General features: G+C 73.7%; 17 protein-coding genes. 5 read left to right on the forward strand and 12 right to left on the reverse strand.

Translation table 11 applies throughout. From position 1 onward, the window contains the following. Positions 1–33: 33 nt before the first annotated feature. The 3 genes from ACIQE0_RS02255 to ACIQE0_RS02265 form a co-directional block, all read right to left on the reverse strand. Positions 34–711, reverse strand: coding sequence for a uracil-DNA glycosylase (locus tag ACIQE0_RS02255; RefSeq protein ID WP_366334346.1), 678 nt, complete (start codon positions 709–711; stop codon positions 34–36). Positions 712–766: 55 nt separating this feature from the next. After that, positions 767–1,852: an exo-alpha-sialidase gene (locus ACIQE0_RS02260; RefSeq protein ID WP_366334348.1), complete on the reverse strand. Its 1,086-nt coding sequence runs from the start codon at positions 1,850–1,852 to the stop codon at positions 767–769. Between the two features lie 90 nt (positions 1,853–1,942). Continuing rightward, positions 1,943–3,046, reverse strand: a complete 1,104-nt coding sequence (locus tag ACIQE0_RS02265; protein ID WP_366334350.1) for an NADH:flavin oxidoreductase/NADH oxidase — start codon at positions 3,044–3,046, stop codon at positions 1,943–1,945. A 189-nt stretch (positions 3,047–3,235) separates the two neighbouring features. Between ACIQE0_RS02265 and ACIQE0_RS02270 the strand changes: the two genes are divergently transcribed. Continuing rightward, the gene (locus tag ACIQE0_RS02270; protein WP_366334352.1) at positions 3,236–3,607 is read left to right on the forward strand and encodes a helix-turn-helix domain-containing protein; all 372 of its coding nucleotides are present in this window, start codon (positions 3,236–3,238) and stop codon (positions 3,605–3,607) included. Between the two features lie 22 nt (positions 3,608–3,629). Here ACIQE0_RS02270 and ACIQE0_RS02275 read toward each other — a convergent pair whose 3' ends face one another. Continuing rightward, a complete protein-coding gene (locus tag ACIQE0_RS02275; protein ID WP_366334354.1) occupies positions 3,630–5,003 on the reverse strand; it encodes an FAD-dependent oxidoreductase in 1,374 nt (457 codons plus the stop codon). A gap of 194 nt (positions 5,004–5,197) precedes the next feature. On the opposite strand from ACIQE0_RS02275, the gene ACIQE0_RS02280 reads away from it, so the two are divergent. Beyond that, positions 5,198–6,040: a DUF6214 family protein gene (locus ACIQE0_RS02280; RefSeq protein ID WP_402328440.1), complete on the forward strand. Its 843-nt coding sequence runs from the start codon at positions 5,198–5,200 to the stop codon at positions 6,038–6,040. Positions 6,041–6,181: 141 nt separating this feature from the next. Here ACIQE0_RS02280 and ACIQE0_RS02285 read toward each other — a convergent pair whose 3' ends face one another. The 8 genes from ACIQE0_RS02285 to ACIQE0_RS02320 all read right to left on the reverse strand — a co-directional run bounded on the left by ACIQE0_RS02285 (position 6,182) and on the right by ACIQE0_RS02320 (position 14,317). After that, positions 6,182–6,829 carry a helix-turn-helix domain-containing protein gene (locus tag ACIQE0_RS02285; protein WP_366334356.1) on the reverse strand — a complete coding sequence of 216 codons (648 nt, stop codon included), beginning with the start codon at positions 6,827–6,829 and terminating at the stop codon, positions 6,182–6,184. Positions 6,830–7,034: 205 nt separating this feature from the next. Continuing rightward, on the reverse strand, positions 7,035–7,994 hold the full coding sequence (gene rfbB / locus ACIQE0_RS02290) for a dTDP-glucose 4,6-dehydratase (protein ID WP_402328442.1): 960 nt from the start codon (positions 7,992–7,994) through the stop codon (positions 7,035–7,037). 28 nt (positions 7,995–8,022) lie between these two features. Continuing rightward, a complete protein-coding gene (locus ACIQE0_RS02295; RefSeq protein WP_366332998.1) occupies positions 8,023–9,090 on the reverse strand; it encodes a glucose-1-phosphate thymidylyltransferase in 1,068 nt (355 codons plus the stop codon). A 7-nt stretch (positions 9,091–9,097) separates the two neighbouring features. Further along, entirely contained in the window at positions 9,098–10,462 is a 1,365-nt protein-coding gene (locus ACIQE0_RS02300) for an NDP-hexose 2,3-dehydratase family protein (RefSeq protein ID WP_402328445.1), read from the reverse strand. Further along, positions 10,459–11,691: a nucleotide disphospho-sugar-binding domain-containing protein gene (locus ACIQE0_RS02305; protein WP_402328447.1), complete on the reverse strand. Its 1,233-nt coding sequence runs from the start codon at positions 11,689–11,691 to the stop codon at positions 10,459–10,461. Before ACIQE0_RS02305 ends, ACIQE0_RS02300 begins: the two co-directional genes overlap by 4 nt. After that, positions 11,688–12,317 carry a dTDP-4-dehydrorhamnose 3,5-epimerase family protein gene (locus ACIQE0_RS02310; RefSeq protein ID WP_384104308.1) on the reverse strand — a complete coding sequence of 210 codons (630 nt, stop codon included), beginning with the start codon at positions 12,315–12,317 and terminating at the stop codon, positions 11,688–11,690. The genes ACIQE0_RS02305 and ACIQE0_RS02310 overlap by 4 nt, the downstream gene beginning before the upstream one ends. Next, entirely contained in the window at positions 12,314–13,324 is a 1,011-nt protein-coding gene (locus tag ACIQE0_RS02315; RefSeq protein ID WP_366332990.1) for a Gfo/Idh/MocA family oxidoreductase, read from the reverse strand. Before ACIQE0_RS02315 ends, ACIQE0_RS02310 begins: the two co-directional genes overlap by 4 nt. A gap of 261 nt (positions 13,325–13,585) precedes the next feature. Beyond that, a complete protein-coding gene (locus ACIQE0_RS02320) occupies positions 13,586–14,317 on the reverse strand; it encodes an MgtC/SapB family protein (protein WP_402328450.1) in 732 nt (243 codons plus the stop codon). Between the two features lie 436 nt (positions 14,318–14,753). On the opposite strand from ACIQE0_RS02320, the gene ACIQE0_RS02325 reads away from it, so the two are divergent. From ACIQE0_RS02325 to ACIQE0_RS02335, 3 genes are all read left to right on the forward strand, one after another. After that, the gene (locus ACIQE0_RS02325) at positions 14,754–15,533 is read left to right on the forward strand and encodes a hypothetical protein (RefSeq protein ID WP_384104301.1); all 780 of its coding nucleotides are present in this window, start codon (positions 14,754–14,756) and stop codon (positions 15,531–15,533) included. A gap of 435 nt (positions 15,534–15,968) precedes the next feature. Beyond that, complete coding sequence (gene pls / locus ACIQE0_RS02330) at positions 15,969–19,928, forward strand: epsilon-poly-L-lysine synthase Pls (RefSeq protein WP_402328452.1); 3,960 nt, start codon at positions 15,969–15,971, stop codon at positions 19,926–19,928. Then, on the forward strand, positions 19,925–21,328 hold the full coding sequence (locus ACIQE0_RS02335) for a M1 family metallopeptidase (RefSeq protein WP_402328454.1): 1,404 nt from the start codon (positions 19,925–19,927) through the stop codon (positions 21,326–21,328). The genes pls and ACIQE0_RS02335 overlap by 4 nt, the downstream gene beginning before the upstream one ends. The last annotated feature ends 8 nt before the right edge of the window (positions 21,329–21,336 follow it).

Consider the following 21,336-nt stretch of genomic DNA (forward strand, 5'->3'; position numbering starts at 1 on the left):
ACACTATCGCCCGGCCCTGGAGCGCGGCCCGGCTCAGGGCAGCCGCCAGTCCACCGGCTGGGCACCCTGCCGGACGAGCAGGTCGTTGACCCTGCTGAACGGCCGCGAGCCGAAGAAGCCGCGGTCGGCGGACATGGGGGAGGGGTGCGCGGACTCGACGGAGGGCAGGTCGCCCAGCAGCGGGCGCAGATTGCGCGCGTCGCGCCCCCACAGCACCGCCACCAGCGGGCCGCCGCGCGCCACCAGGGCGCGGATGGCCTGCTCGGTGACCTGTTCCCAGCCCTTGCCGCGGTGCGCGGCGGGCTTGCGCGGGGCGGTGGTCAGCGCTCTGTTCAGCAGCAGCACGCCCTGCCGGGTCCACGGGGTGAGGTCGCCGTTGGACGGCCGGGGCAGCCCGAGGTCGGAGTGCAGTTCGCGGAAGATGTTCTCCAGGCTTCCGGGCAGCGGGCGGACGTCCGGCGCCACGGAGAAGCTCAGTCCGACCGCGTGCCCCGGGGTGGGGTAGGGGTCCTGGCCGACGATGAGCACCCGCACCTCATCGAAGGGTTGTTGGAAGGCCCGCAGGACGTTGTTGCCGGCCGGGAGGTAGGTCCGGCCCGCGGCGATCTCGGCCCGCAGGAAGTCGCCCATCGCGGCGATCTGTCCGGCGGCCGGCTCAAGTGCCTTGGCCCAGCCTGGTTCGACGATGTCTTGAAGAGGTCGTGCAGCCACGGGATCACCCTACTGGCCCAGGCCCGCCGCCCTGCACTTCCCGGCCATCCGCGGCTCACGCCACCGCGGCCGCCCGTACGCAGAGCACGTCCGGCAGATGGCGGGCGAGCTGCTGCCAGCTGTCGCCGTCGTCGGCGCTGGCGTAGACCTCGCCGTTGCGGTTGCCGAAATACACTCCCGCGGGGTCGGCGTCGTCGACGGAGAGGGCGTCCCGCAGCACCGTGCCGTAGTGGTCCTCCTCGGGCAGGCCGGTGCTCAGCGGCTCCCAGCTCGCGCCGGCGTCGGAGGTGCGGAAGACCCGGCAGCGGTGCTCGGCCGGCACCCGGTCGATGTCGGCGGTGATCGGGAAGAGATAGGCGACCTGGCCGCGTCGGGGGTGCGCGGCCACCGCGAAGCCGAAGTCGGAGGGCAGGCCGTCGCCGATGTCCGTCCAGGTCGCCCCGGAGTCGTCGGAGCGGTAGACGCCCCAGTGGTTCTGGAGGTAGAGCCGGTCGGGGTCGACCGGGTCCCGTGCGATCTTGTGGACGCACTGGCCGAACTCGGGGTGCTGGTCGGGCAGGAAGACCGCCTTGACGCCCGTGTTGGACGGCGCCCAGCTGGCGCCGCCGTCGCGGGTGCGGAACACCCCGGCCGCGGAGACCGCGACCGTCACCGCGGCGGCGTCCCGGGGATCGGTGAGCACGGTGTGGACGGCCAGACCGCCGCCGCCGGGGACCCACTTCTCGCGGCTGGGGTGCTCCCACAGGGCCCGGACCAGCTCGAAGGTCTCGCCACGGTCCTCGGACCGGAACAGGCCGCCGGGCTCGGTGCCGGCATAGACCACCTCGGGCGCGGCCGGGCCCGCGGGGTGCAGCTGCCACACCCGCTCCAGCGAAGTCCCGGTGTCCTTGGGGTACTTCACGGCCGGGCGGGCCGGCTCGTGCCAGGACTCGCCCAGGTCGTCGGAGTGGAAGACCGACGGGCCCCAGTGCGCGCTGTCGGCGCCGGCCAGCAGCCGGGGCCGCGTCCCGCGGGTGTCGATCGCGAGGGAGTACACCGCCTGTGCGGGGAAGTGCGGGCCGCTCAACTGCCAGGTGCCGCGCCGTCGGTGGCCGATGAACAACCCTTTGCGGGTGCCCACCGCGAGGAGTACGTCTGTCATGCCGGAACACCTCCGGGACGCCGTTGTCACAGATGCCGCAAGTGTGCACCCGACCACTGACAACGGCGTGCCGATCGGTGTCCGCGCAGGTCACACGGCCCGGTGGTACTGCTGCGGCACGTGCACGGCGGCGCCGAGTTCGCGGGCGGCGTGCTGGGCGAAGCTCGGCGAGCGCAGCAACTCGCGGCCGAGCAGCACCGCGTCGGCCTGGTCGTCCGCGACGATCTTCTCGGCCTGCCGGGCCTCGGTGATCAGGCCGACGGCGCCCACCGCGAGCCCGGCCTCCTGCTTGACCCGCTCCGCGAACGGCACCTGGTAGCCGGGCGCCACCGCGATCTTCGCGTTCGGTGCGTTGCCGCCAGTGGAGGTGTCCAGCAGGTCGACGCCGTGCTCCTTGAGGTCGCGGGCGAACCGCACGGTGTCATCGGCGGTCCAGCCCTCGCGGTCGTCGCTCTCGTCCTCGCTGAGCCAGTCGGTCGCCGAGATCCGGAAGAACAGCGGTAGTTCCTCGGGCCAGACCGCCCGGACGGCGTCCACGATCTCCAGCGCCAGCCGGGTCCGGTTCTCGTAGGAGCCGCCGTAGGCGTCGGTGCGGCGGTTGCTGTACGGGGAGAGGAACTCGTTGATCAGGTAGCCGTGCGCGCCGTGGATCTCGACGACCTGGAACCCGGCGTCCAGCGCCCGGCGCGCGGTCGCCGCGAACTGGGCGACGATCTCGGCGATCTGCTCCGTGGACAGCTCCTCGGGGGCCGCGAAGTCGTCGGCGAACGCCAGCGGGCTCGGGCCGACCGGCTGCCAGCCGTAGCCCTGGCCGGGGTGGATCGGGGCGCCGCGGTCCACCCAGGGGCGCTCGGTGGACGCCTTGCGGCCGGCGTGCGCGATCTGGATGCCCGGGACGCTGTTCTGGGCCTTGAGGGCGTCGGTGATCCGGCGGAACGCGGCGGTCTGGGTGTCGTTCCACAGCCCGAGGTCGTAGGGGCTGATCCGGCCTTCGGGGCTGACCGCGGTCGCCTCGGCGATGATCAGGCCGGTGCCGCCCGCCGCCCGGGCCACCAGGTGCTGGTAGTGCCAGTCGTTGGGGGCGCCCTGGTCCGGCCCCTCGGGGGCTGCCGAGTACTGGCACATCGGGGCCATCCAGAGGCGGTTCGGGATGGTCAGCGAGCGGAGGTTGAGGGGCTCGAAGAGTGCGCTCACGGCAGGCTCCTGTACCTGGACGGGAAGGGGACCGACCGGACCCCGGTTCATACGATAGGCATCGTAGTACGGTGGATGTCAAACTACGATGGCTCTCGTACAATGGGATCTCAAGAACGGCCGCCGGCACCGGGGAACACCCCGTGCGAGCGCGCCGCACTTCAACGAATCCGCAGGTCAGGAGCGGTCATGTCGCCCGAAACACCCGCCGTGGGGGCCGCCTCGGGCGCCCGGTCGCTGCCGCACCCGGACCGCGAGGACATCCGGCTCGCCCAGGTGCTCCATGCGCTCGCCGACCCGATGCGGCTGCGCATCGTCTGCGCACTGGCCGCCGCCGAGGACGAGCTGAACTGCGCGGACATCGAGCTCCCGGTCAGCAAGTCGACCTGTACGCACCACTTCCGGGTGCTGCGCGAGCACGGCGTGATCCAGCAGATCTACCGCGGCACCGCCAAGATGAACGGCCTGCGCCGGGACGACCTCGACGCGCTGTTCCCCGGCCTGATCGACGGGGTGCTGCGCGCGGCCGACCTCCAGGCGCACCGGCTCGGCGAGCTCTGAACGGGCCCGCGCCCGCCCCGGCTCAGCGCCCCACCACCGCCGACCGCGCCGCCCGCAGCAGCCCGGCCCAGTCCGCCAGCTTGACCGGGCCGCGCCCCAGGTCGCGCCCGCACTCCGCCTCCGCCGCCTCGATGGCCAGCCAGCCGCGCCAGGGCACCGGCCGCGCCCCGGCCCGCTCCAGCGCCGCCACCGGATCCGCCGCCACCGTCCGCCGCGCCAGCCCCGCCGCGTCCGCCAGCAGCGACATCGCGGTCTCCTTGGCGCACGGCCGATTGGTGCCGATCACCCCGGTGGGGCCGCGCTTGATCCACCCCGCCACATAGATCCCCGGGTACGGCATCCCGTCTTTGAGGACCCGCCCACCCTCGTGCGGCACCGTCCCGGTCGCCTCGTCGAACGGCAGCCCCGGCTGCGGCAGCCCCCGGTAGCCCACCGACCGCAGCACCAACTGCCCCTCGATCTCCTCGTGTTCACCCGTCCCCGCGACCCCGCCCCGCCCGTCCGGCGCGGTCCGCTCGAACCGCACCGCCCGCACCCCGGAGGGCCGGTCGCCGAGGATCTCCACCGGCCGCAGGAAGAACCGCAGATGGATCCGGCGCGCCCGCCCCATCCCCGCCGCCCGCGCCACCGGCCGCTCCGCCCAGTCGTGCAGCACCTCGATGTTCCGCCGCACCGGCGCCGGCAGACCGCTCGCATCCCGGTACCCCGGGTCCATCGCCAACTCCTCGGGCCGGACGACCACTTGGGTACCGGGCAGCGCCCCCAGCTCCCGCAGCTCCTTGGTGGTGAACTTCGCATGCGAGGGCCCGCGCCGCCCCACCATCCAGACGTCCTCGACCCGGCTGTCGGCCAGCGCCCCCAACGCCTTCTGCGGCATGTCGGTCACCGCCAGTTCGGCGGCGCCCCGGGACAGCATCCGGGCCACGTCCACCGCGACGTTCCCCACCCCGATCACCACCGCCGAACGCGCCGTCAACGTGAAGCCGTCGGGCGCCGCATCCGGATGCGCGCTGTACCAGGCGACGAAGTCGGTGGCCGGATGGCTGCCGGGCAACTCCTCCCCGGGGATGCCCAGATGCCGGTCGGTGGCGGCGCCCACACAGAACACCACCGCGTGGAAGATCTCCCGCAGCTCCTTCAGGCCCACCCCGGCCCCGCCCACCTCGACGTTGCCCAGGAAGTGCACCCGGGGGTGCTCCAGCACCGTCCGCAGGTTGTTCTGCAGCGACTTGATCTTCTCGTGGTCGGGGGCGACGCCGTACCGCACCAGGCCGTACGGGCACGGCAGCCGGTCCAGGACGTAGACCTCGATGTCCGGGACGGCCTCCTGTCCGACCAGCGTCTGGGCGGTGTAGACACCGCTCGGTCCGGAACCGATCACTGCGACACGAAGCACGGGTGGCCCCTTCCGCGGAGTACCCCCAGGATCGCACCGGCGGACCTGCGGCGGGAGAGTGCGCTATCGGGGTTGCTCCCGGTCCGATGAGCGTGCCGCGCCCCTTGGCCGGGTGAGCTGGAGGCTAGGTTTTGGTTGTGTCGGAAAGTGAGTTTTATACCGATAACCACCGATATAAAGCGCAGGGCGGGGCATTGGAGTGGCCCGACTGGGAGCTTCAGGCGCATGGCTCGGCCGCACCCGAACTGGGCCCGTGGTTCAGCGCCCGACTGACCTTCCCGCAGGGCGCCCGGATCGACGTCCTGGTGACGGCCTCCGGTGATCACCTCACCGTCGAGGACGTCCGCGCCGACCCGCCTTTGACGCCGGACGCGCTGGCCGCCCTCGCCCGCTGGATCGAGGGCCCCCTCGACGACGCCTGCCGCATGGCCACCGGCCGCCCGCCGAAGATCCAGTCCGCCCCCGAGGTGCCCGCCGCCCCCGCCGGCCCCGAGTCCGCACCAACACCCGCCGCGCCTGAGGGTGGTGAGGACCCGGTCCGCGCCCAGAAGGCCCGCGAGCGGACCGCGGCCCCGGCGGCGGACGTCGTCCACGGAGAGGGCACGCTCTGTGGCACGGGGGCGGGCGGGGACGCGGAACCGGCACCCGGCACTCCGGCTGACGCGCCAGGCCCGGCGGATGCGGTGGACGCCAGGGATGCGGCGGACGGCGTGATCGCCGAAGGGCCGCCCAGCACGGCGAGTGGCGACGAGTCGCCCGGCGCGACGGGTGCCGGCGAGCTGCCCGGTGCGGCACCCGCCGCCACCGGCGATGCGGTGGAACCGGGTGCCGCCGCCCCCGCCACCGTCCTCGTGCGGTCGCGCGCCGGTGAGCGTCGCAAGCTCGCCGCGGCGGTCTACCGCGCGGCCCAGGAGGAGGGCCGGGACCCCGTCCTCGCCGTCATGCACGCCACCGGCCGGAACCGCCGCCGGGCGCTCCGGCTGATCGCCGGAGCCCGCGACGCCGGCCTGCTGACGCCGCGTCATCACCGGCGCTAGGGCCGGTCGCCACCTTCCCGCCGTCGCCTTCGCGCCGTCACCTTCCCGTCGTCGCCCGAAGGGTGGCCCCGCGGCGCATGTGGCGACACGGTCCGGGGCCCTCCCCTCCCGGTCCGTCGGGCGGATCGTGGGGGCCCGGCGTCACATGCCGGGGTGCCCCCGCGTCGTCGCCCCCTCCGGTGGCCGTTCGCCCGGTGGTGCCCCCAACTCCCAGTCCAGTCCGTACCGTTGGAACAGTTCGGCGCGCAGTCGGACCCGCGGCATCTGTGCTCCCGGGAGGAGCATCGGCACCACCGACCCCATCAGCAGGGCCCGCAGCATCGGGTAGTCGGTGTCGGGGTCCGGTGATCCGTACGCCACCACCGTCTCCCGCAGCAGCTGGGCCAGCCGCTGCTGCTCCGGGCACTGGATGAAGCCCTCGGCCGTCAGGATCCCGGCCATGTGCGTCCGCATCAGCAGCGGTTCGTCATGGGCCAGCCCCAGGATCGCGTCGATGGCCCGGGCGAGCAGTTCCCGCCCCGCGTCCGGGCCGCTCGGCCGCGGTGCGCGCTCCAGCGCGGCCTGGAGCGTGCGGTGCATCAGCCGGTGCACGGCGGACTGGAGCAGCTGCCGCTTGCCGGGGAAGTAGTACGAGACCAGTCCGCGGGCCGCCCCCGCGCGCTGTGCGATGTCGCCGAGCGTCGTCGCGTCGTATCCGCGCTCGCGCACCAACTCGACGGTCGCCTGGAGCAGTCGCTCGCGGGAGCGCCGCCGCAATTCTTCATTGACCGATGCGCTGCGGGGGGACATCCTGTAACTCCTGCGTTGACTGGCTTAGAGCCAATATACTCAGCACAGGCCGGGACGTCCGCCCATGAGGGCGGCGAAACCGGTCAAGCTGCCTGATTCGGGCGACGCGGGGGATCGTCCGAATCAGGTGGCGGTGGGTTCGTGATCTTCCCTCTGGCCTGCGTTCTAGCAGGTCAGAGGGAAGGTCGCGTCCCGGGAGTTCTGCCTATGCGCTCCACCACTCCTGGTGGGTGCGGTACCAGTGGACGGTTTCGCGCAGGCCCTGGTCGAAGGAGTGGCGGGGGTGGTAGCCGAGTTCGGCGGTGGCCTTGCCGTGGTCGAGGGAGTAGCGCAGGTCGTGGCCCTTGCGGTCGGCGACGTGGTCGACGCTGTCCCAGGTGGCGCCGCACTCCTGAAGGAGCCGGTCGGTCAGCTCACGGTTGGTCAGTTCGGTGCCGCCGCCGATGTTGTAGATCTCGCCCGGCCGTCCGTGGCGCAGGGCCAGGCGGAGCGCGTGGCAGTGGTCGTCGACGTGCAGCCAGTCCCGGGAGTTCGTGCCGTCGCCGTAGAGCGGCACCCGGCCGCCCTGGAGGAGCCGGGTGGTGAAGAGCGGGATGACCTTCTCGGGGTGCTGGTAGGGGCCGTAGTTGTTGGAGCAGCGGGTGATCCGGACGTCCAGGCCGTGGGTGCGGTGGTAGGCGAGGGCGAGCAGGTCCGAGGCGGCCTTGGAGGCGCTGTAGGGGGACGTCGGGGCGAGCGGGGAGTCCTCGGTCCAGGAGCCCTCGGCGATGGAGCCGTAGACCTCGTCGGTCGAGACGTGCAGGAACGTGCCGGTGCCGTGGTGGACCGCCGCCTCCAGCAGCACCTGGGTGCCGAGCACGTTGGTCGAGGTGAACGCGGTGCCGGAGGCGATCGAGCGGTCGACGTGGGACTCGGCGGCGCAGTGCACCACCGCGTCGTGGCCGGGCAGCAGCCGGTCGACGAGCTCGTGGTCGCGGATGTCCCCGTGGACGAACCGCAGGCGGGGGTCGTCGGCCACCGGGTCGAGGTTGGCGCGGTTGCCGGCGTAGGTGAGGGCGTCGAGCACGGTGACGCGGTCGGTCTCCTGGAGGCCGTCGGGCCCCAGCAGGGTGCGGACGAGGTGGGAGCCGATGAAGCCGGCGCCACCGGTGACGAGGATGCGCATGGGACGGAGTCTCCCCGGGGTCGGGCGGTCAGGAGGTGAGCTGCACCTGGCTGTGGTCGGCCAGCACCAGGCGGTGCGCGCGCGGTGCCCGGCGCGCGCCGCTGACCTCCACGCCCCGCCCGATCAGCGAGCCCTCGATGCGGCCGGCGTGGTCGATGCGGGAGCCGTCGAGGACGATGGAGAACTCCACTTCGCTGCCGGTGATGACGCAGTCCCGGCCGACGGAGGTGGACGCGCCGATGTGGGAGTCGGTGATGACGCTGTCCGCGCCGATCACCGCCGGTCCGACGATCCGCGAGCGGACGACCCGGGCGCCGGGTTCCACCCGGACCCGGCCGACCAGTTCGCTGGCGGCGTCGACGCTGCCGAGCCGGGCGGGCACGATGCCCTCCAGCACGCAGCGGTTGGCCTCCAGCATGTCGGCGGCGTTCCCGGTGTCCTTCCAGTATCCCGTGAGCACGGTGGGGCGGACGACGTAGTCGTGGGCGACGAGCCACTGGAGGGCGTCGGTGATCTCCAACTCGCCGCGGGCGGACGGGCTGATGGCCCCCACCGCCCGGTGCACGGCCGGGGTGAAGAGGTACACGCCGACCAGTGCCAGATCGCTGCGCGGCGCGCTCGGCTTCTCCTCCAGGCGCACCACGCGGCCCTCCGGGTCCAGCTCGGCGACCCCGAAGGCGCAGGGGTCGGCGACCTTGGCGAGCAGCACCCGGGCGTCGGGGCGCGCGGTGCGGAAGTCCGCGACGAGCTCCCCGATGCCGTCGACGACGATGTTGTCCCCGAGGAACATCACGAAGTCGTCCTCGCCCAGCCAGTCGCGGGCGATCAGCACCGCGTGCGCCAGACCGAGCGGTTCGCCCTGCGGGAGGTAGGTGACCTGGGCGCCGAAGCGGGAGCCGTCGCCGACCGCGGCCTCGATCTCGGCCGCGGTGCCGCCGGTGACGATGCCGATGTCGGTGATGCCCGCGGCGACCAGCGACTCGATGCCGTAGAAGAGCACGGGTTTGTTGGCGATGGGGACGAGCTGCTTGGCGGAGGTGTGGGTCAGTGGCCGTAGCCGGCTGCCGGTGCCGCCGGCCAGGACGAGTGCCTTCACGGTGAGTTCACTTCCATGGTGCGTAGCGCAGACAGGCGAGCAGGGTACGGGCCTGGACGTTCACGTGGTTGCCGTGCCGGATCAGGTCGGCCAGCTGTCCCGGTGTGAGCCAGCGGAAGCCCGGCGGGGCCTCGTCGGGCGCCTCCTGTGCGGTGGCCTCGACGATCAGGTAGCGGCTCTCGGCCCGCAGGAACCGGCCGCCCTCCTCGGAGTGCACCGCCGCGTAGCGGATGCGGGCCGGCGGGGCGTCGCGCACCAGGTCCAGGAACAGGGGCCGCCCGTCCGGCGCTCCGGCGTAGTTGCCGGGCGTGCACTGCACCGTGGGGCCGATCTCGACCGACTGGAGCAGACCGCCCTCGACCCTGGCCCGCGCCAGCAGGTGCCGCACCCCGCCGATCCGCCGGGTCACGAAGGCCGTCACGCCCTCGCCCACCGGCTCGAACAGCGGCTGGGTCCAGCTGCCCACCTCGCGGTTCCCGGCCTGCACGGCCACCGCCACCACCCGGAAGAACCGGCCCTCGTCATGGCTGACCGCGGTGCCGGTCCGGGTCCAGCCGCGGACCTCGGCGAGCGGGATCCGGTCGACCCGCAGCAGGTGGGTGGCGCGCTGCGCGGTCAGCCACGAGCGCACCTCGGTGTCGGAGTGCAGCGCCTGCGTGTCGTCGTCCGCCGACGGCACGCAGGACAGGACCGAGCGCGCGTCCATGTTGACGAGGTTGTCGTGGCCGAGCAGTTCGCCGATCTGGCCGAGGGTGAGCCAGCGGAAGTCCTCGTGCTCGGGGACCTCCTCGCGGGTCTCCACGATCATGTTGCGGTTGGCCTTGTGGAGGAACCACGAGCCGTGCTCGGACTGGAGCACGTCGACGAGCACCGAGCCGGGCGCGGGGCGGGCGAAGTACTCCAGGTACCGCACCGCCGCGCCCCGGTGGGCGCCGGTGAAGTTGCTGCGGGTCGCCTGCACGGTGGGGGAGAGCTGGACCAGGCCGGGGTTGCCGGGCTCCATCTTGGCCTGCATGAGTACGTGCGGGACTCCGTCGAACTCCTTGACCAGCAGGCCGAGGATGCCGGCCTCCGGCTGCCGGATGATGGGCTGGTCCCAGGCCGGGAACGGCGGGGGGCCGCCGGTGACGCGGAGGCCCTGCACGGTGAAGAACCGCCCGGTGCGGTGGCCGAGGTCGCCGCTGCCGGGGTCGAAGGACCAGCCGTCCAGGGCGTCGAACGGGATCGGCCGGACGTGGTGGTGCTCGGCGGCCCGCCGGTGCGCGATCCACTCCGTCACCTCGGCGGTCATGGTCCGGGCGCCGGCGAGGTCCTCGGCGGACCGGGCCAGGCGGTGGGCGGCGGAGGCGTCCGCGCGTCGGGTGAGGGTCATATGGGCGCTCCTGCCGCTATGCGTTCCAGCTCCGGGACGAGGGCGGTGGGCGGCGGCATCTCTGCCATGGCGCGCCCCAGCCGACCGGCTGCCTGCTCGTAGGAGGCGTCCCCGAGCAGCTTCTCCAGTACCGTGCGCAGGAACTCCGGGTCGTCCTGCTGCTCGACGGTGTCGACGGCGAGGCCGGCGCCGACGGCCGCCAGCCGCTCGGCGAAGGCGAAGGCGTCGGCGAACTGGGGGAGCACCAGCTGCGGTACGCCGTGGACGGCGGCGGTCATGCCGGTGCCGGCCCCGCCGTGGTGCACCACCGCGGCGCAGTCGCCGGCGATCAGGTGCAGCGGCAGCGGGTCGATCAGCCGCACCGTGTCCGGCACCGGACCGAGTTCCGCGCGGTACGCCTGCGGCACCGTCGCGAGCACCTCGACGCCCGACTGGCCCGCGCCGGCGGCCGCCAGGATGCCGCGCAGCAGCGGGACGCCGTTGAGGGCCAGGGTGTGCGAGCCGAGCGAGACCAGCACCCGGCGCGGCGGCGGGCCGGCCTGCCGCTCCGCCCGCAGCCAGTCCGGCAGCACGCCGCTGCCGTTGTAGGGCACGTACCGTACGGGCCGGCCGGGAGCGATGTCCGGGAGCTGGAGGGCCGCCGGGCACGGGTCGAGCACCGCGGTGGGCTCCGGTAGTTGCCCGAGCCCCAACTCCTGGTGCAGCGGCCGCAGGGCGTCCCGCGCGGCCGGGGCGATGCCGCTCAGCAGCGGGTCGACGCCGTAACGGTGCCGCACCACCGGGATGCCCAACTCGGCGCCGACCACCGGGGCGTTGAACTCCATCACATCGCAGACGATCAGGTCGGGGCGGTGTGTCCGGGCCAGCTCCAGGTAGCGCGGCAGCACGTCCGCGCTGTGCCGCTGCCACACCGGTGGGAAGACGGCCAGCATCTCCGGGGTCCAGCGGCCCAGGCAGGCGAAGGGCCGCAGCCCCGGCCGGAAGAGCAGTTCGCGCATCGCGTCGTCGATGCCGGCGCGCCGCCCGGTCGGCACGGCGTTGAGCCCGGCCCCGGCCACCGCGTCCAGGACATCGGGCTGGGCCGCCACCAGCACCTCGTGGCCGGCGGCCCGCAGCGCCCAGGCCAGCGGCACCATCGGCAGGAAGTGGGTGGTCGAGGGACTCGTGATCAGCAGGACGCGCAAGCGGGCCTCCGGAATCGTGGCGCGGGGCTGGCTGGCGGACGTCATTCCCGGCCGCCGTCGGCGAGCGAGGCGTACTGCGCCAGGCAGTCGGCGTAGCGGGGCAGCAGTCCGGCGGCGGCGGCCTCCCGCGCGGTGGGGGCGGCCCGGTCCTTGTCGGACATCACCGGCTCGCCGGTCAGGCCCCAGGGGATGCCGATCTCGGGGTCCAGGGCCTGCACATCGATCATGGTGCCGGGCACGTACTCGGCCGAGCAGAGGTAGTTCATGCACACGTCGTCGCTGAGCGCGAGGAAGGCATGGCCGATGCCGTCGGCCATCAGGACCCCGATGCCGGAACCCTCGTCCTGGCGGGTGACCTCGTACTGCCCGAAGGTCGGTGAGCCCACCCGCAGGTCGACGGCGACGTCCAGGGCGCTGCCGCGGACGCAGGTGACGAGCTTCTCCTGGCCGGGCGGGACGGTCGTGGTGTGGATGCCGCGCAGGGTGCCGCGCCGGGAGACCGAGTAGTTGACCTGGCGGATCGGGAACGGGCGGCCCAGGGCCGCGCTGAGCGCCTCGGTGCGGAACGCCTCGTAGAAGTGGCCCCTGCGGTCCGGGATGGGGCGCGGTTCGATGCGGTAGACGCCGGGCAGCGACAGCGCGGTGACCGTGGTGCGCGGCTCGGCGCTCACCGCGCGTCCTCCGGCGTCTTCGTGCGGACCGCGCGGGCGGCGATGTCGTCGATCAGCTCGGCCACCCGCTGCGACTCCGCGGCGGAGGCGGCCCGTTCGGCCGGGTCCTCGCCGCGGACCTCGCGGACGAACGCCGCCACGATCCTCGCGAACTGGTCGTCCGGTGGCAGGGTGAGCTGTTCGCGGTGGTCCTGCCGGGTCACCTCGACGACGGGCTGCCAGGTGGGCGGCGGGGTGAACGCCCGGTCCAGGCGGAGCCGGCCGGTGGATCCGGTGAGGGCGTACTCGGTGCGGTACGCGTGCTCCATGCCGAAGGTCAGCTGGGCCGGTACGCCCTCGGGGGTGACCAGCAGCGCGCTGCCCGAGCGGACCACCCCGTCGGCCTCCCGGAGCGTCGCGCCCGCCACCTCCAGGCGCGGTCCGAGGAAGCGCAGGGCCGCGCGCACGGTGTAGATCGCCACGTCCAGCAGCGCCCCGGCGCCGAGGTCGGCGTGGTTGCGGATGTTGTCCTGCGGCAGCGGGGGGATGGTGAACGCGGCGCTGAAGCCGCGCAGTCGGCCGACGGCGCCGCCGGCGAGCAGCCGTTCCACCGCGGTGTGCTGGCTGTGGTGCAGGAACATGGCGTTCTCCTTGAGCACCACCCCCCGCTCCTCGGCGAGCGCGAACAGCCGCGCGGTGTCGGCGGCCCCGGCGGACAGCGGCTTCTCGGCGTAGACGTGCTTGCCGGCGGTGAGCGCCCGCTCGATCCACTCCGCCTGGAGCATGGCGGGCAGCGGGATGTAGACGGCGTCCACGTCGGGACGGTGCAGCAGTGCGGCGTAGTCGGTCACCGCGGTGCCGCCGAAGCGCTCGGCGAACCGCCGGCCCTTCTCCGCGGAGCGGCTGGCGAACGCGGTCAACCGGACGTCGGGGTCGGCGGCGAGGGCGGGAGCCGTGCGGCGCCAGGCGATATCCGCGCAGCCGAGCACGCCGAACCCGAGCGGCGGGAGAGAGGACTGCCTGGTCACGTTGGTGCATACCCCCTGCGCCACGGTGTGTGCCGCCGACTGGACTGACGGTCACCGCGATGGGAAACGGAAAACGGAAGGATTCGGAAGCCCGCTGAGCAGTTCCGAAACTCAAGGCCACTGAAGCGATTAGAGAGGATGGGCTGCTAGGTGTTTCCCTAGAGACATCACATTGTCCCTATGCGGCAGGCTTCCTGAGGGAATGTTGGGCCCTGGCGGGATTGGGCACCCCTTGTCCGCGGTGGGGTGCCCGTCGGGGCGTCAGGCCAGCGCCCGTTCCGCGGGGGCGATGCCGGATTCGTCGAGGTGCCAGTGGAGGTCACGGACGTCCGGCTCCAGGGAGAGCCGGGCGACGACCTGTTCCAGTGCCTGGGCGAGGTCGCCGGAGACGGAGGCCGTGGCGCGGATGCCGGTGGTGTCCTCGGTGTCCCGGCTGGCCCGCAGGCCGACGGGGGTCAGGCCGGACGCGCTGAGCGCCTGGAGCAGCAGGGCGCGGATGTGCGTCTCGGCCCGGCGCTCGCAGACCACGTGGACGGTGGCGTGCACGGCCGCGTCGGGGTCGGACCCGGAGGCCGGGGCCCGGTCCAGCAGCCGCCCGGCCGGGCGCAGGACGAGGTGGACGGCGAGGATGGCGAGCGTGCCGACGACGGCGAGTTCGAGCCGGCCGGAGGCGGCCAGCACGCCGACCGCGGCCGAGCACCACAGGGTGGCGGCGGTGTTCAGCCCGCGCACCCCCGCCCCGTCGCGCAGGATCACCCCGCCGCCGAGGAAGCCGATGCCGGAGACGACGTAGGAGGCGACCCGGGTCGGGCTGCCGGGGTCCCCGACGGCCGTGCTGTAGAGGACGAAGAGGGTGGCGCCGGCGGCGACCAGCGCGTTGGTGCGCAGTCCCGCCATGCGGGCGCGCCACTGGCGTTCGACGCCGATGAGCGCGCCGCAGGCCACGCCGGTGGCGAGTCGGATCAGGAAGTCGACGATGGTCAGGGTGTGCATGGCAGCACCTCCTCGGGAGCGTCCCAAGTCCCTCTGAAGAGAGGGGAGTTGGGGGCGCGAGGCAGCCGTCCCTCCTGCGCGGGGGCGCAGTGCGGCGTCCCGTGGCGGCGGTGGGCCGCACGGGGCGCGAGGCGGCCGAGGCCGCGCGGGGGAGGTGGCTACCGCGTGCCGGAAGAATGCGAGGGCAGGCGGAAGGGGGGCCGTTCACGGCCCGGACTACTGCAGTCCATGTCTCTCGCCTCCTTCCGGCCGGGGCACCGGGCTGTGCCACCGAATGAGGTGTCCGCTGCGCGAACCTCTGGGAGTGTAGCTCCACCACAAGGGTACTTGCGCGAATATGCAAGTTCTTGATCTGTTCTTAACCTCGCGGCTTCCCACGCAGCCGGCCTGGTCGAGCTGCTGGACACCGTCCCGACCTCGGGTGAGCATGAACCGCATGTCCCAGGAACCGGGGCCCGCCGAGACGGGCGACGACGGCACCGCGGCCGAGCGGCTGGACCGCATCGAGGAGCTGCTGGCGCCCGCGGTGTCCGGGATGGAGGCGGCCGGGCGGCGGCTGCGGCCGGCCTGGCGGCGGGTCACCCGCGGCGAACCCCGCTGGCCGTCGACGGTGGCGGTGCTGGCGGCGGTGGCGCTCCAGTGGCTGCTGCCGGAGCGGCTGACGATCCACCCGGAGTGGCTGCTGCCGGTCCTGGAGGTCGCGCTGCTGCTGATGCTGGTGGCGGCGGACCCGGTGCGTATCGAGCGGGTCTCCCGGCCGTACCGGTGGGTGGGGCTGGCGCTGATCGCGATGATCAGCGCGGCGAACGGCTGGAGCGCGGTGCATCTGGTGATCGGCCTGGTGCGCGGCACGGAGGGCGAGGACGCCGGGCCGCTGCTGGCCACCGGCGGCGCCATCTGGCTCACCAACGTGATCGTCTTCGCGCTCTGGTACTGGGAGTGGGACCGCGGCGGACCGGTCGCCCGGGTCCACGCGGTGCGCCGCTACCCGGACTTCCTCTTCCCGCAGATGGCCAACCCGGAGCTGGCGCCGGAGCACTGGGAGCCGCAGTTCGCCGACTATCTGTACCTGTCCTTCACCAACGCCACCGCGTTCAGCCCGACCGACGTGATGCCGCTGACCCGCTGGGCGAAGCTGCTGATGCTGTTGCAGTCCGCGGTCTCGCTGCTGACCGTCGTCCTGGTCGTGGCCCGCGCGGTGAACATCTTCAAGTGACCTGCCGCCGGGGGGTGTTGGCGGCGCACCGGTGTGTGGCGGTGGCGTTTCGAGGGTATGGCGTCGGCGTGACAGCACGATGAGACCGTCGTGAGAAGTCCATGAAGAGGCGCGGGAGGATGCAAACGTTTGGCGAAGGCTTGACCGGGCGGCCCGTGACCGATCGATGACCGGGCCTTGACCTGCGGTTTTATGCCTCCGCAAGGGCGGTGCCGAAAACAATCTCCGCCCGGAGTCAATTCTTCCCCACGCCGTGGTTGGGCGCCATGGTCGGTTTCCCGGTGCTGCCTGCCCAGGCGGCCGGACACCCCGTTCACAGCGTGTTCGAATTGCAGATCGGGCCAACGACTGGCGAACCCGTTCCTGGTCAGCGGCATCTGTAGGGGCGAATGTCCGAGGGTCTTCCACCCACCGGCACCGAACAGAGGCATACCGATGTCGTCGCCCCTTCTCGAATCGTCCTTCGAGCCGTCCGAGCCCGTGCCCGAACGGGCCGTATACCGCACCGCCGGCACCCCCGCCGCGCGGACCCTGCTCGACGTGCTCGACGCCACCGCCGCCGCGCATCCCCAGGCGATCGCCCTGGACACGGGCTCCGAGGCGATCAGCTACCGCGACCTGTGCGCGGAGACCGAACGCCGCGCAGGGCAGCTCAGGGCACGCGGGATCGGCCCCGGCGACCGGGTCGGAGTCCGCGTGCCGTCCGGAACCGCCGAGCTGTACCTGTCCATCCTCGCCGTCCTGCGCAGCGGAGCCGCGTACGTACCGGTCGACGCCGACGACCCCGACGAGCGGGCCGCCACCGTCTTCAGGGAGGCCGCCGTCTGCGCCGTCCTCGGCCCGGACGTGCCGCCGCCCGGCCTGGCCCGGCCCGCCGGCGCGCCGTTTCCCCCGGCCCCCCAGGACGACGCCTGGATCATCTTCACCTCGGGTTCGACCGGTGCGCCCAAGGGCGTGGCGGTCAGCCACCGCTCCGCCGCCGCCTTCGTCGACGCCGAGGCCGCCCTCTTCTGCCAGGACCGGCCGCTGGGCCCCGGCGACCGGGTGCTGGCCGGGCTGTCCGTCGCCTTCGACGCCTCCTGCGAGGAGATGTGGCTCGCCTGGCGGCACGGCGCCTGCCTGGTCCCCGCCCCCCGCTCGCTGGTCCGGGCCGGCCACGAACTCGGCCCCTGGCTGGTCGAGCGCGGCATCACCGTCGTCTCCACCGTGCCCACCCTCGCCGCGCTCTGGCCGGACGAGGCGATGCGCCGGGTCCGGCTGCTGATCGTGGGCGGCGAGGCCTGCCCCGCCGGGCTCGTCGACCGCTTCGCCGCCCCCGGCCGCGAGATGTGGAACACCTACGGCCCGACCGAGACCACCGTCGTCGCGTGCGCCGCCCGCCTCCTGCCGGGCCGGCCGGTCCGCATCGGCCTGCCCCTCATGGGCTGGCAGCTCGCCGTCGTCGACCGCAGCGGGCAGCCGGTGCCCTACGGCGAGGAGGGCGAACTGCTCATCGGCGGTGTCGGCAACGCCCGTTACCTCGACCCCGTCAAGGACGCCGAGCGGTACCGGCCCGACGACGTCCTGCGGACCTCCCGCGCCTACCGCACCGGCGACCTGGTGCGCGCCGACCGCGGGGGCCTGCTCTTCGTCGGCCGCGCCGACGACCAGGTCAAGATCGGCGGCCGCCGGATCGAACTGGGTGAGATCGACGCGGCGCTCGCCGCCCTGCCCGGCGTCCGCGGCGCCGCGGCGGCCGTCCAGACCACCCCGGCCGGCACCCAGGTGCTGGTCGGCTACGTCGTCCCCGTACAGCGCAGCGCCGACAGCTCCAGCTTCCAGCACGACAAGGCCCGCGCGCTGCTGACGGAACGGCTGCCGGCACAGCTGGTCCCCGTCCTGGCCGAGGTCGAGGCCCTGCCCACCCGGACCTCCGGAAAGGTCGACCGCAAGGCGCTGCCCTGGCCGCTGCCGTCCGCCCCGGTCGACACCGGTGCCGGTGGCGCGGACCCGGCCCTGCACGGCACCGCCGCCCGCCTCGCCGGCATCTGGGAGGAACTCCTCGGCGTCCGGCCCGGATTGGACAGCGACTTCGTCTCCCTCGGCGGCACCAGCCTGGTCGCCGCCCGGATGGCGTCCCAGCTCCGCGTCCACCATCCCGGCGTCTCGGTCGCCGACCTCTACCGCAATCCGGTGCTCCGCGACATGGCCGAGCACCTCGACTCGCTCGGCGGCCCGGTGGACGAGGTGCGCCCGGTGCGCCCGGTCCCGCGCCGCGCCGCCGCCGTCCAACTCCTCGTCCAGACCGCCCTCTACGGGATCGCCGGGCTGCGCGGCCTGGTCGGGCTGGCGCTCGCCGACAACGTCCTGGGGCTGCTCGCACCGCACGTCTGGGCCCCGCACACCGCCTGGTGGCTGGTGGTCGTGGGCTGGGTGGTGCTCTTCAGCGCGCCCATGCGGTGCGCGATCGGCGCGGTGGCCGCCCGGGCGCTGGCCGGCTCCATCAAACCCGGTGCCTACCCGCGCGGCGGCGCCACCCACCTGCGGCTGTGGACCGCCGAACGCACCGTCGCGGCCTTCGGCGTCCCCTCCCTGCTCGGCACCCCCTGGGCCCGGCTCTACGCCCGCGCCCTGGGCTGCACCACCGGGCGGAACGTGGCCCTGCACACCATGCCGCCGGTCACCGGCCTCGCCGAACTCGGCGACGGTTGCAGCGTCGAACCCGAGGCGGACATCTCCGGCTGGTGGCTCGACGGCGACACCCTGCACCTCGGCGCGGTCCGCATCGGCGCCGGCGCACGCGTCGCCCACCGCAGCATGCTGATGCCCGGCGCCGTCGTCGGCCGCGGCGCCGAACTCGCCGCCGGCGGCTGCCTGGACGGCGAGATCCCCGACGGCGACCGCTGGACCGGCTCCCCGGCCCGCCCGGCCGACGCCGCCGAGCGGATCGCCGACACCGCCTGGCCCGCCCCGCACCACCAGCGCTCCCGCCGCTGGACCGCCGCCTACGGGCTCGCGCTGCTGGGCCTGCCGCTGCTGGCCCTGCTCACCACCGCCCCCGCGCTGATCGGCGCCTACTTCCTCGTCCGGGACTGCGCCACACTCGCCGACGCGACGCTGCGCCTGCTGGCCGCCGCCCCCGTCTTCGCGATCGTCACCACCGGCTGCTCGATCCTGGTGACCGCCGCGACGGTACGGATCCTCAGCCGCGGGCTCACCCCGGGACACCACCCGGCCGGTGGCGGCGTCGCCTGGCGTGCCTGGCTGATCACCCGCCTCCTGGACGGCGCCCGCGGCAGCCTCTTCCCGCTCTACGCCAGCCTCGCCACCCCGCACTGGCTGCGGCTGCTCGGCGCCAAGGTCGGCAAGCACGCGGAGATCTCCACCGTGCTGCCGCTGCCCTCCCTGCTGCACGTCGAGGACGGCGCCTTCCTCGCCGACGACACCCTGGTCGCGCCCTTCGAACTCCGCGGCGGCTGGCTGCGGTTGGGCACCGTCCGGATCGGCCGCCGGGCCTTCGTCGGCAACTCCGGCATCGTCGACCCCGGCCACGACGTCGCCGACCACAGCCTGATCGGCGTGCTCTCCAACGCCCCCGCCCAGGGCGAGGCGGGCACCTCCTGGCTCGGCCGGCCCGCGATGCCGCTGCCCCGGGTCGCCGCCCAGGCCGACCCGGCGCGCACCTTCGCCCCGCCGCGCCGCCTGGTGCTGGCCCGCGCCGCCGTCGAACTGTGCCGCATCCTGCCGCTGATCTGCGGTGTGGCGCTCGCTGAGGGCGTGCTGCTGACCGAGCAGGACGCCTTTGCCTCCGGCGGGCTCGGCCTCGCCGCGCTGGTCGGCGCCCCGCTGCTGCTGGCCGCCGGGCTGACCGCACTGCTCACCACCACGATCGCCAAGTGGCTGCTGGTCGGCCGGTTCACCTCCGGCGAGCACCCGCTGTGGTCCGCGTTCGTCTGGCGCAACGAGCTCTACGACACCTTCGTCGAGTCCCTCGCCGTGCCGTGGATGGCCGGCGCCTTCACCGGCACCCCGGTCCTGAACTGGTGGCTGCGCACGCTCGGCGCCAAGATCGGGCGCGGGGTCTGGCTGGAGAGCTACTGGCTGCCGGAGACCGACCTGGTCACCGTCGCCGACGGCGCCAGCGTCAACCGCGGCTGCGTCCTGCAGACCCACCTCTTCCACGACCGGATCATGCGGCTGGACACCGTCCGCCTCGCCGAGGGCTCCTCGGTGGGCCCGCACGGCATCGTGCTGCCCGGGACCGAGGTCGGCGCCCGCGCCTCCATCGCACCGTCCTCGCTGGTCATGCGCGGTGAGAGCGTCCCCGCCCACACCCGCTGGGCCGGCAACCCGATCGCCGGCGAACGCCCCGCCCGTCCCGCCGCGGCCCTCGCGGGAGGAGGTGCGGCCGCGTGACCCGATGCAGTCGGCGCTCCCTCATCCGGGGCGCCGCCCTGCTCCCGCTCGCCGCGACGGTCGCGGACGAGTCGGCCGGGCCGTTCCCCGACCGCTACTTCCCGCGGCACGGCACCTACGCCCACGACACCGTCTCCTACGACCTGCACCTGACCTACCGGCCGGCCGACGGCGGTCTCGACGGGCGGGCCCGTATCGAGGCGGTGGCCAACCAGCCCCTGGAACGGGTGGAGTTGGACCTGTCCCGGCTCTCGGTGCACACCGCCCGGATCGACGGGACCCGGGTCCGCAGCCGCCAGCAGAACGGGAAGCTCTACCTGGACACCCCGCGCCCGCTCCCCACCGGCACCCGCTTCGCGGTGGACATCGGCTACCGCGGCCGGCCCAAGCCGGTGCGCTCCCCGTTCGGCCCGATCGGCTGGGACCGCACCGGCGACCCGCACAACGGGACGATGGTCGCCTCCCAGCCGCTCGGCGCCCCGTCGTGGTTCCCCTGCAACGACCGCCCGGACGACAAGGCGGCCTTCACCTTCCGGATCAGCGTCCCGCCCGGCCAGCACGCGCTCGCCAACGGCACCCTGCTCGAACGCCGCCGCAGCGGACGGCACGAGTGCTGGACCTACCACCATCCCGGCCCCATGGCCCCGTACCTCGCGGCGCTCTACACCGGCCGGTTCCGGCACGACAGCGACACCGTCCGGGTCGGACCGGACCACCCGCCGATCGCCCTGCACAACGCCTACCCGTCGTGGATGGCCGAGCGGGCCGCCCACGACCTGGCCCGCCAGCCGGAGATGCTCCGGGCCTTCAGCGCGCTCTTCGGCCGCTATCCGTTCGAGGCGTACGGCGCGGTGGTCGTCGACGCCGAACTCGCCGCCCCGGTCGAGAACCAGACCCGGTCGGTGTTCGGCAGCAACCACATCGACGGGGAGCGCGGTGCGGAGACCCTGGTGGCGCACGAACTCGCCCACCAGTGGTACGGCAACAGCGTCAGCCTGCGCGACTGGCGCGACATCTGGCTCAACGAGGGCTTCGCCACCTACGCGGAGTGGCTCTGGTCCGAGCACATCGGCGAGGACACCGCCGACGAGATCGCCCACCACGAATGGCGCGCGCTGCACGCCCGGCCGCAGGACCTGCGGATCGCCGACCCCGGCCAGCGCCGGATCTTCGACGACCGGATCTACGTCCGGGGCGCCTGCGCCCTGCACGCGCTCCGCCGGGCCGTGGGGGACCAGCGGTTCTTCGAGGTGCTCCGCGGCTGGCACGGCGCCCACCGGGGCGCCAGCGCCACCACCGCCGCGTTCCTCGCCCACGCCGAACGCAGCGCCGGCGGCCAGGCCCGCCCGCTGCTGCACGCCTGGCTCTACGAGAAGCCGCTGCCCGCCCTGGCGGCCTGACCCGCGCA

It is taken from the genome of Streptomyces sp. NPDC093097, from assembly GCF_044754325.1.
Lineage (GTDB): Bacteria > Actinomycetota > Actinomycetes > Streptomycetales > Streptomycetaceae > Streptomyces.

Excerpts from the sequence above, each read along its gene's own strand:
- ACIQE0_RS02260 (WP_366334348.1), bottom strand. The coding sequence starts at position 1,852 with ATGACAGACGTACTCCTCGCGGTGGGCACCCGCAAAGGGTTGTTCATC.
- ACIQE0_RS02285 (WP_366334356.1), bottom strand. The coding sequence starts at position 6,829 with ATGTCCCCCCGCAGCGCATCGGTCAATGAAGAATTGCGGCGGCGCTCC.
- rfbB (WP_402328442.1), bottom strand. The coding sequence starts at position 7,994 with ATGCGCATCCTCGTCACCGGTGGCGCCGGCTTCATCGGCTCCCACCTC.
- pls (WP_402328452.1), top strand. The coding sequence starts at position 15,969 with ATGTCGTCGCCCCTTCTCGAATCGTCCTTCGAGCCGTCCGAGCCCGTG.
- ACIQE0_RS02320 (WP_402328450.1), bottom strand. The coding sequence starts at position 14,317 with ATGCACACCCTGACCATCGTCGACTTCCTGATCCGACTCGCCACCGGC.
- ACIQE0_RS02305 (WP_402328447.1), bottom strand. The coding sequence starts at position 11,691 with ATGACGTCCGCCAGCCAGCCCCGCGCCACGATTCCGGAGGCCCGCTTG.
- ACIQE0_RS02300 (WP_402328445.1), bottom strand. The coding sequence starts at position 10,462 with ATGACCCTCACCCGACGCGCGGACGCCTCCGCCGCCCACCGCCTGGCC.
- ACIQE0_RS02325 (WP_384104301.1), top strand. The coding sequence starts at position 14,754 with ATGTCCCAGGAACCGGGGCCCGCCGAGACGGGCGACGACGGCACCGCG.
- ACIQE0_RS02270 (WP_366334352.1), top strand. The coding sequence starts at position 3,236 with ATGTCGCCCGAAACACCCGCCGTGGGGGCCGCCTCGGGCGCCCGGTCG.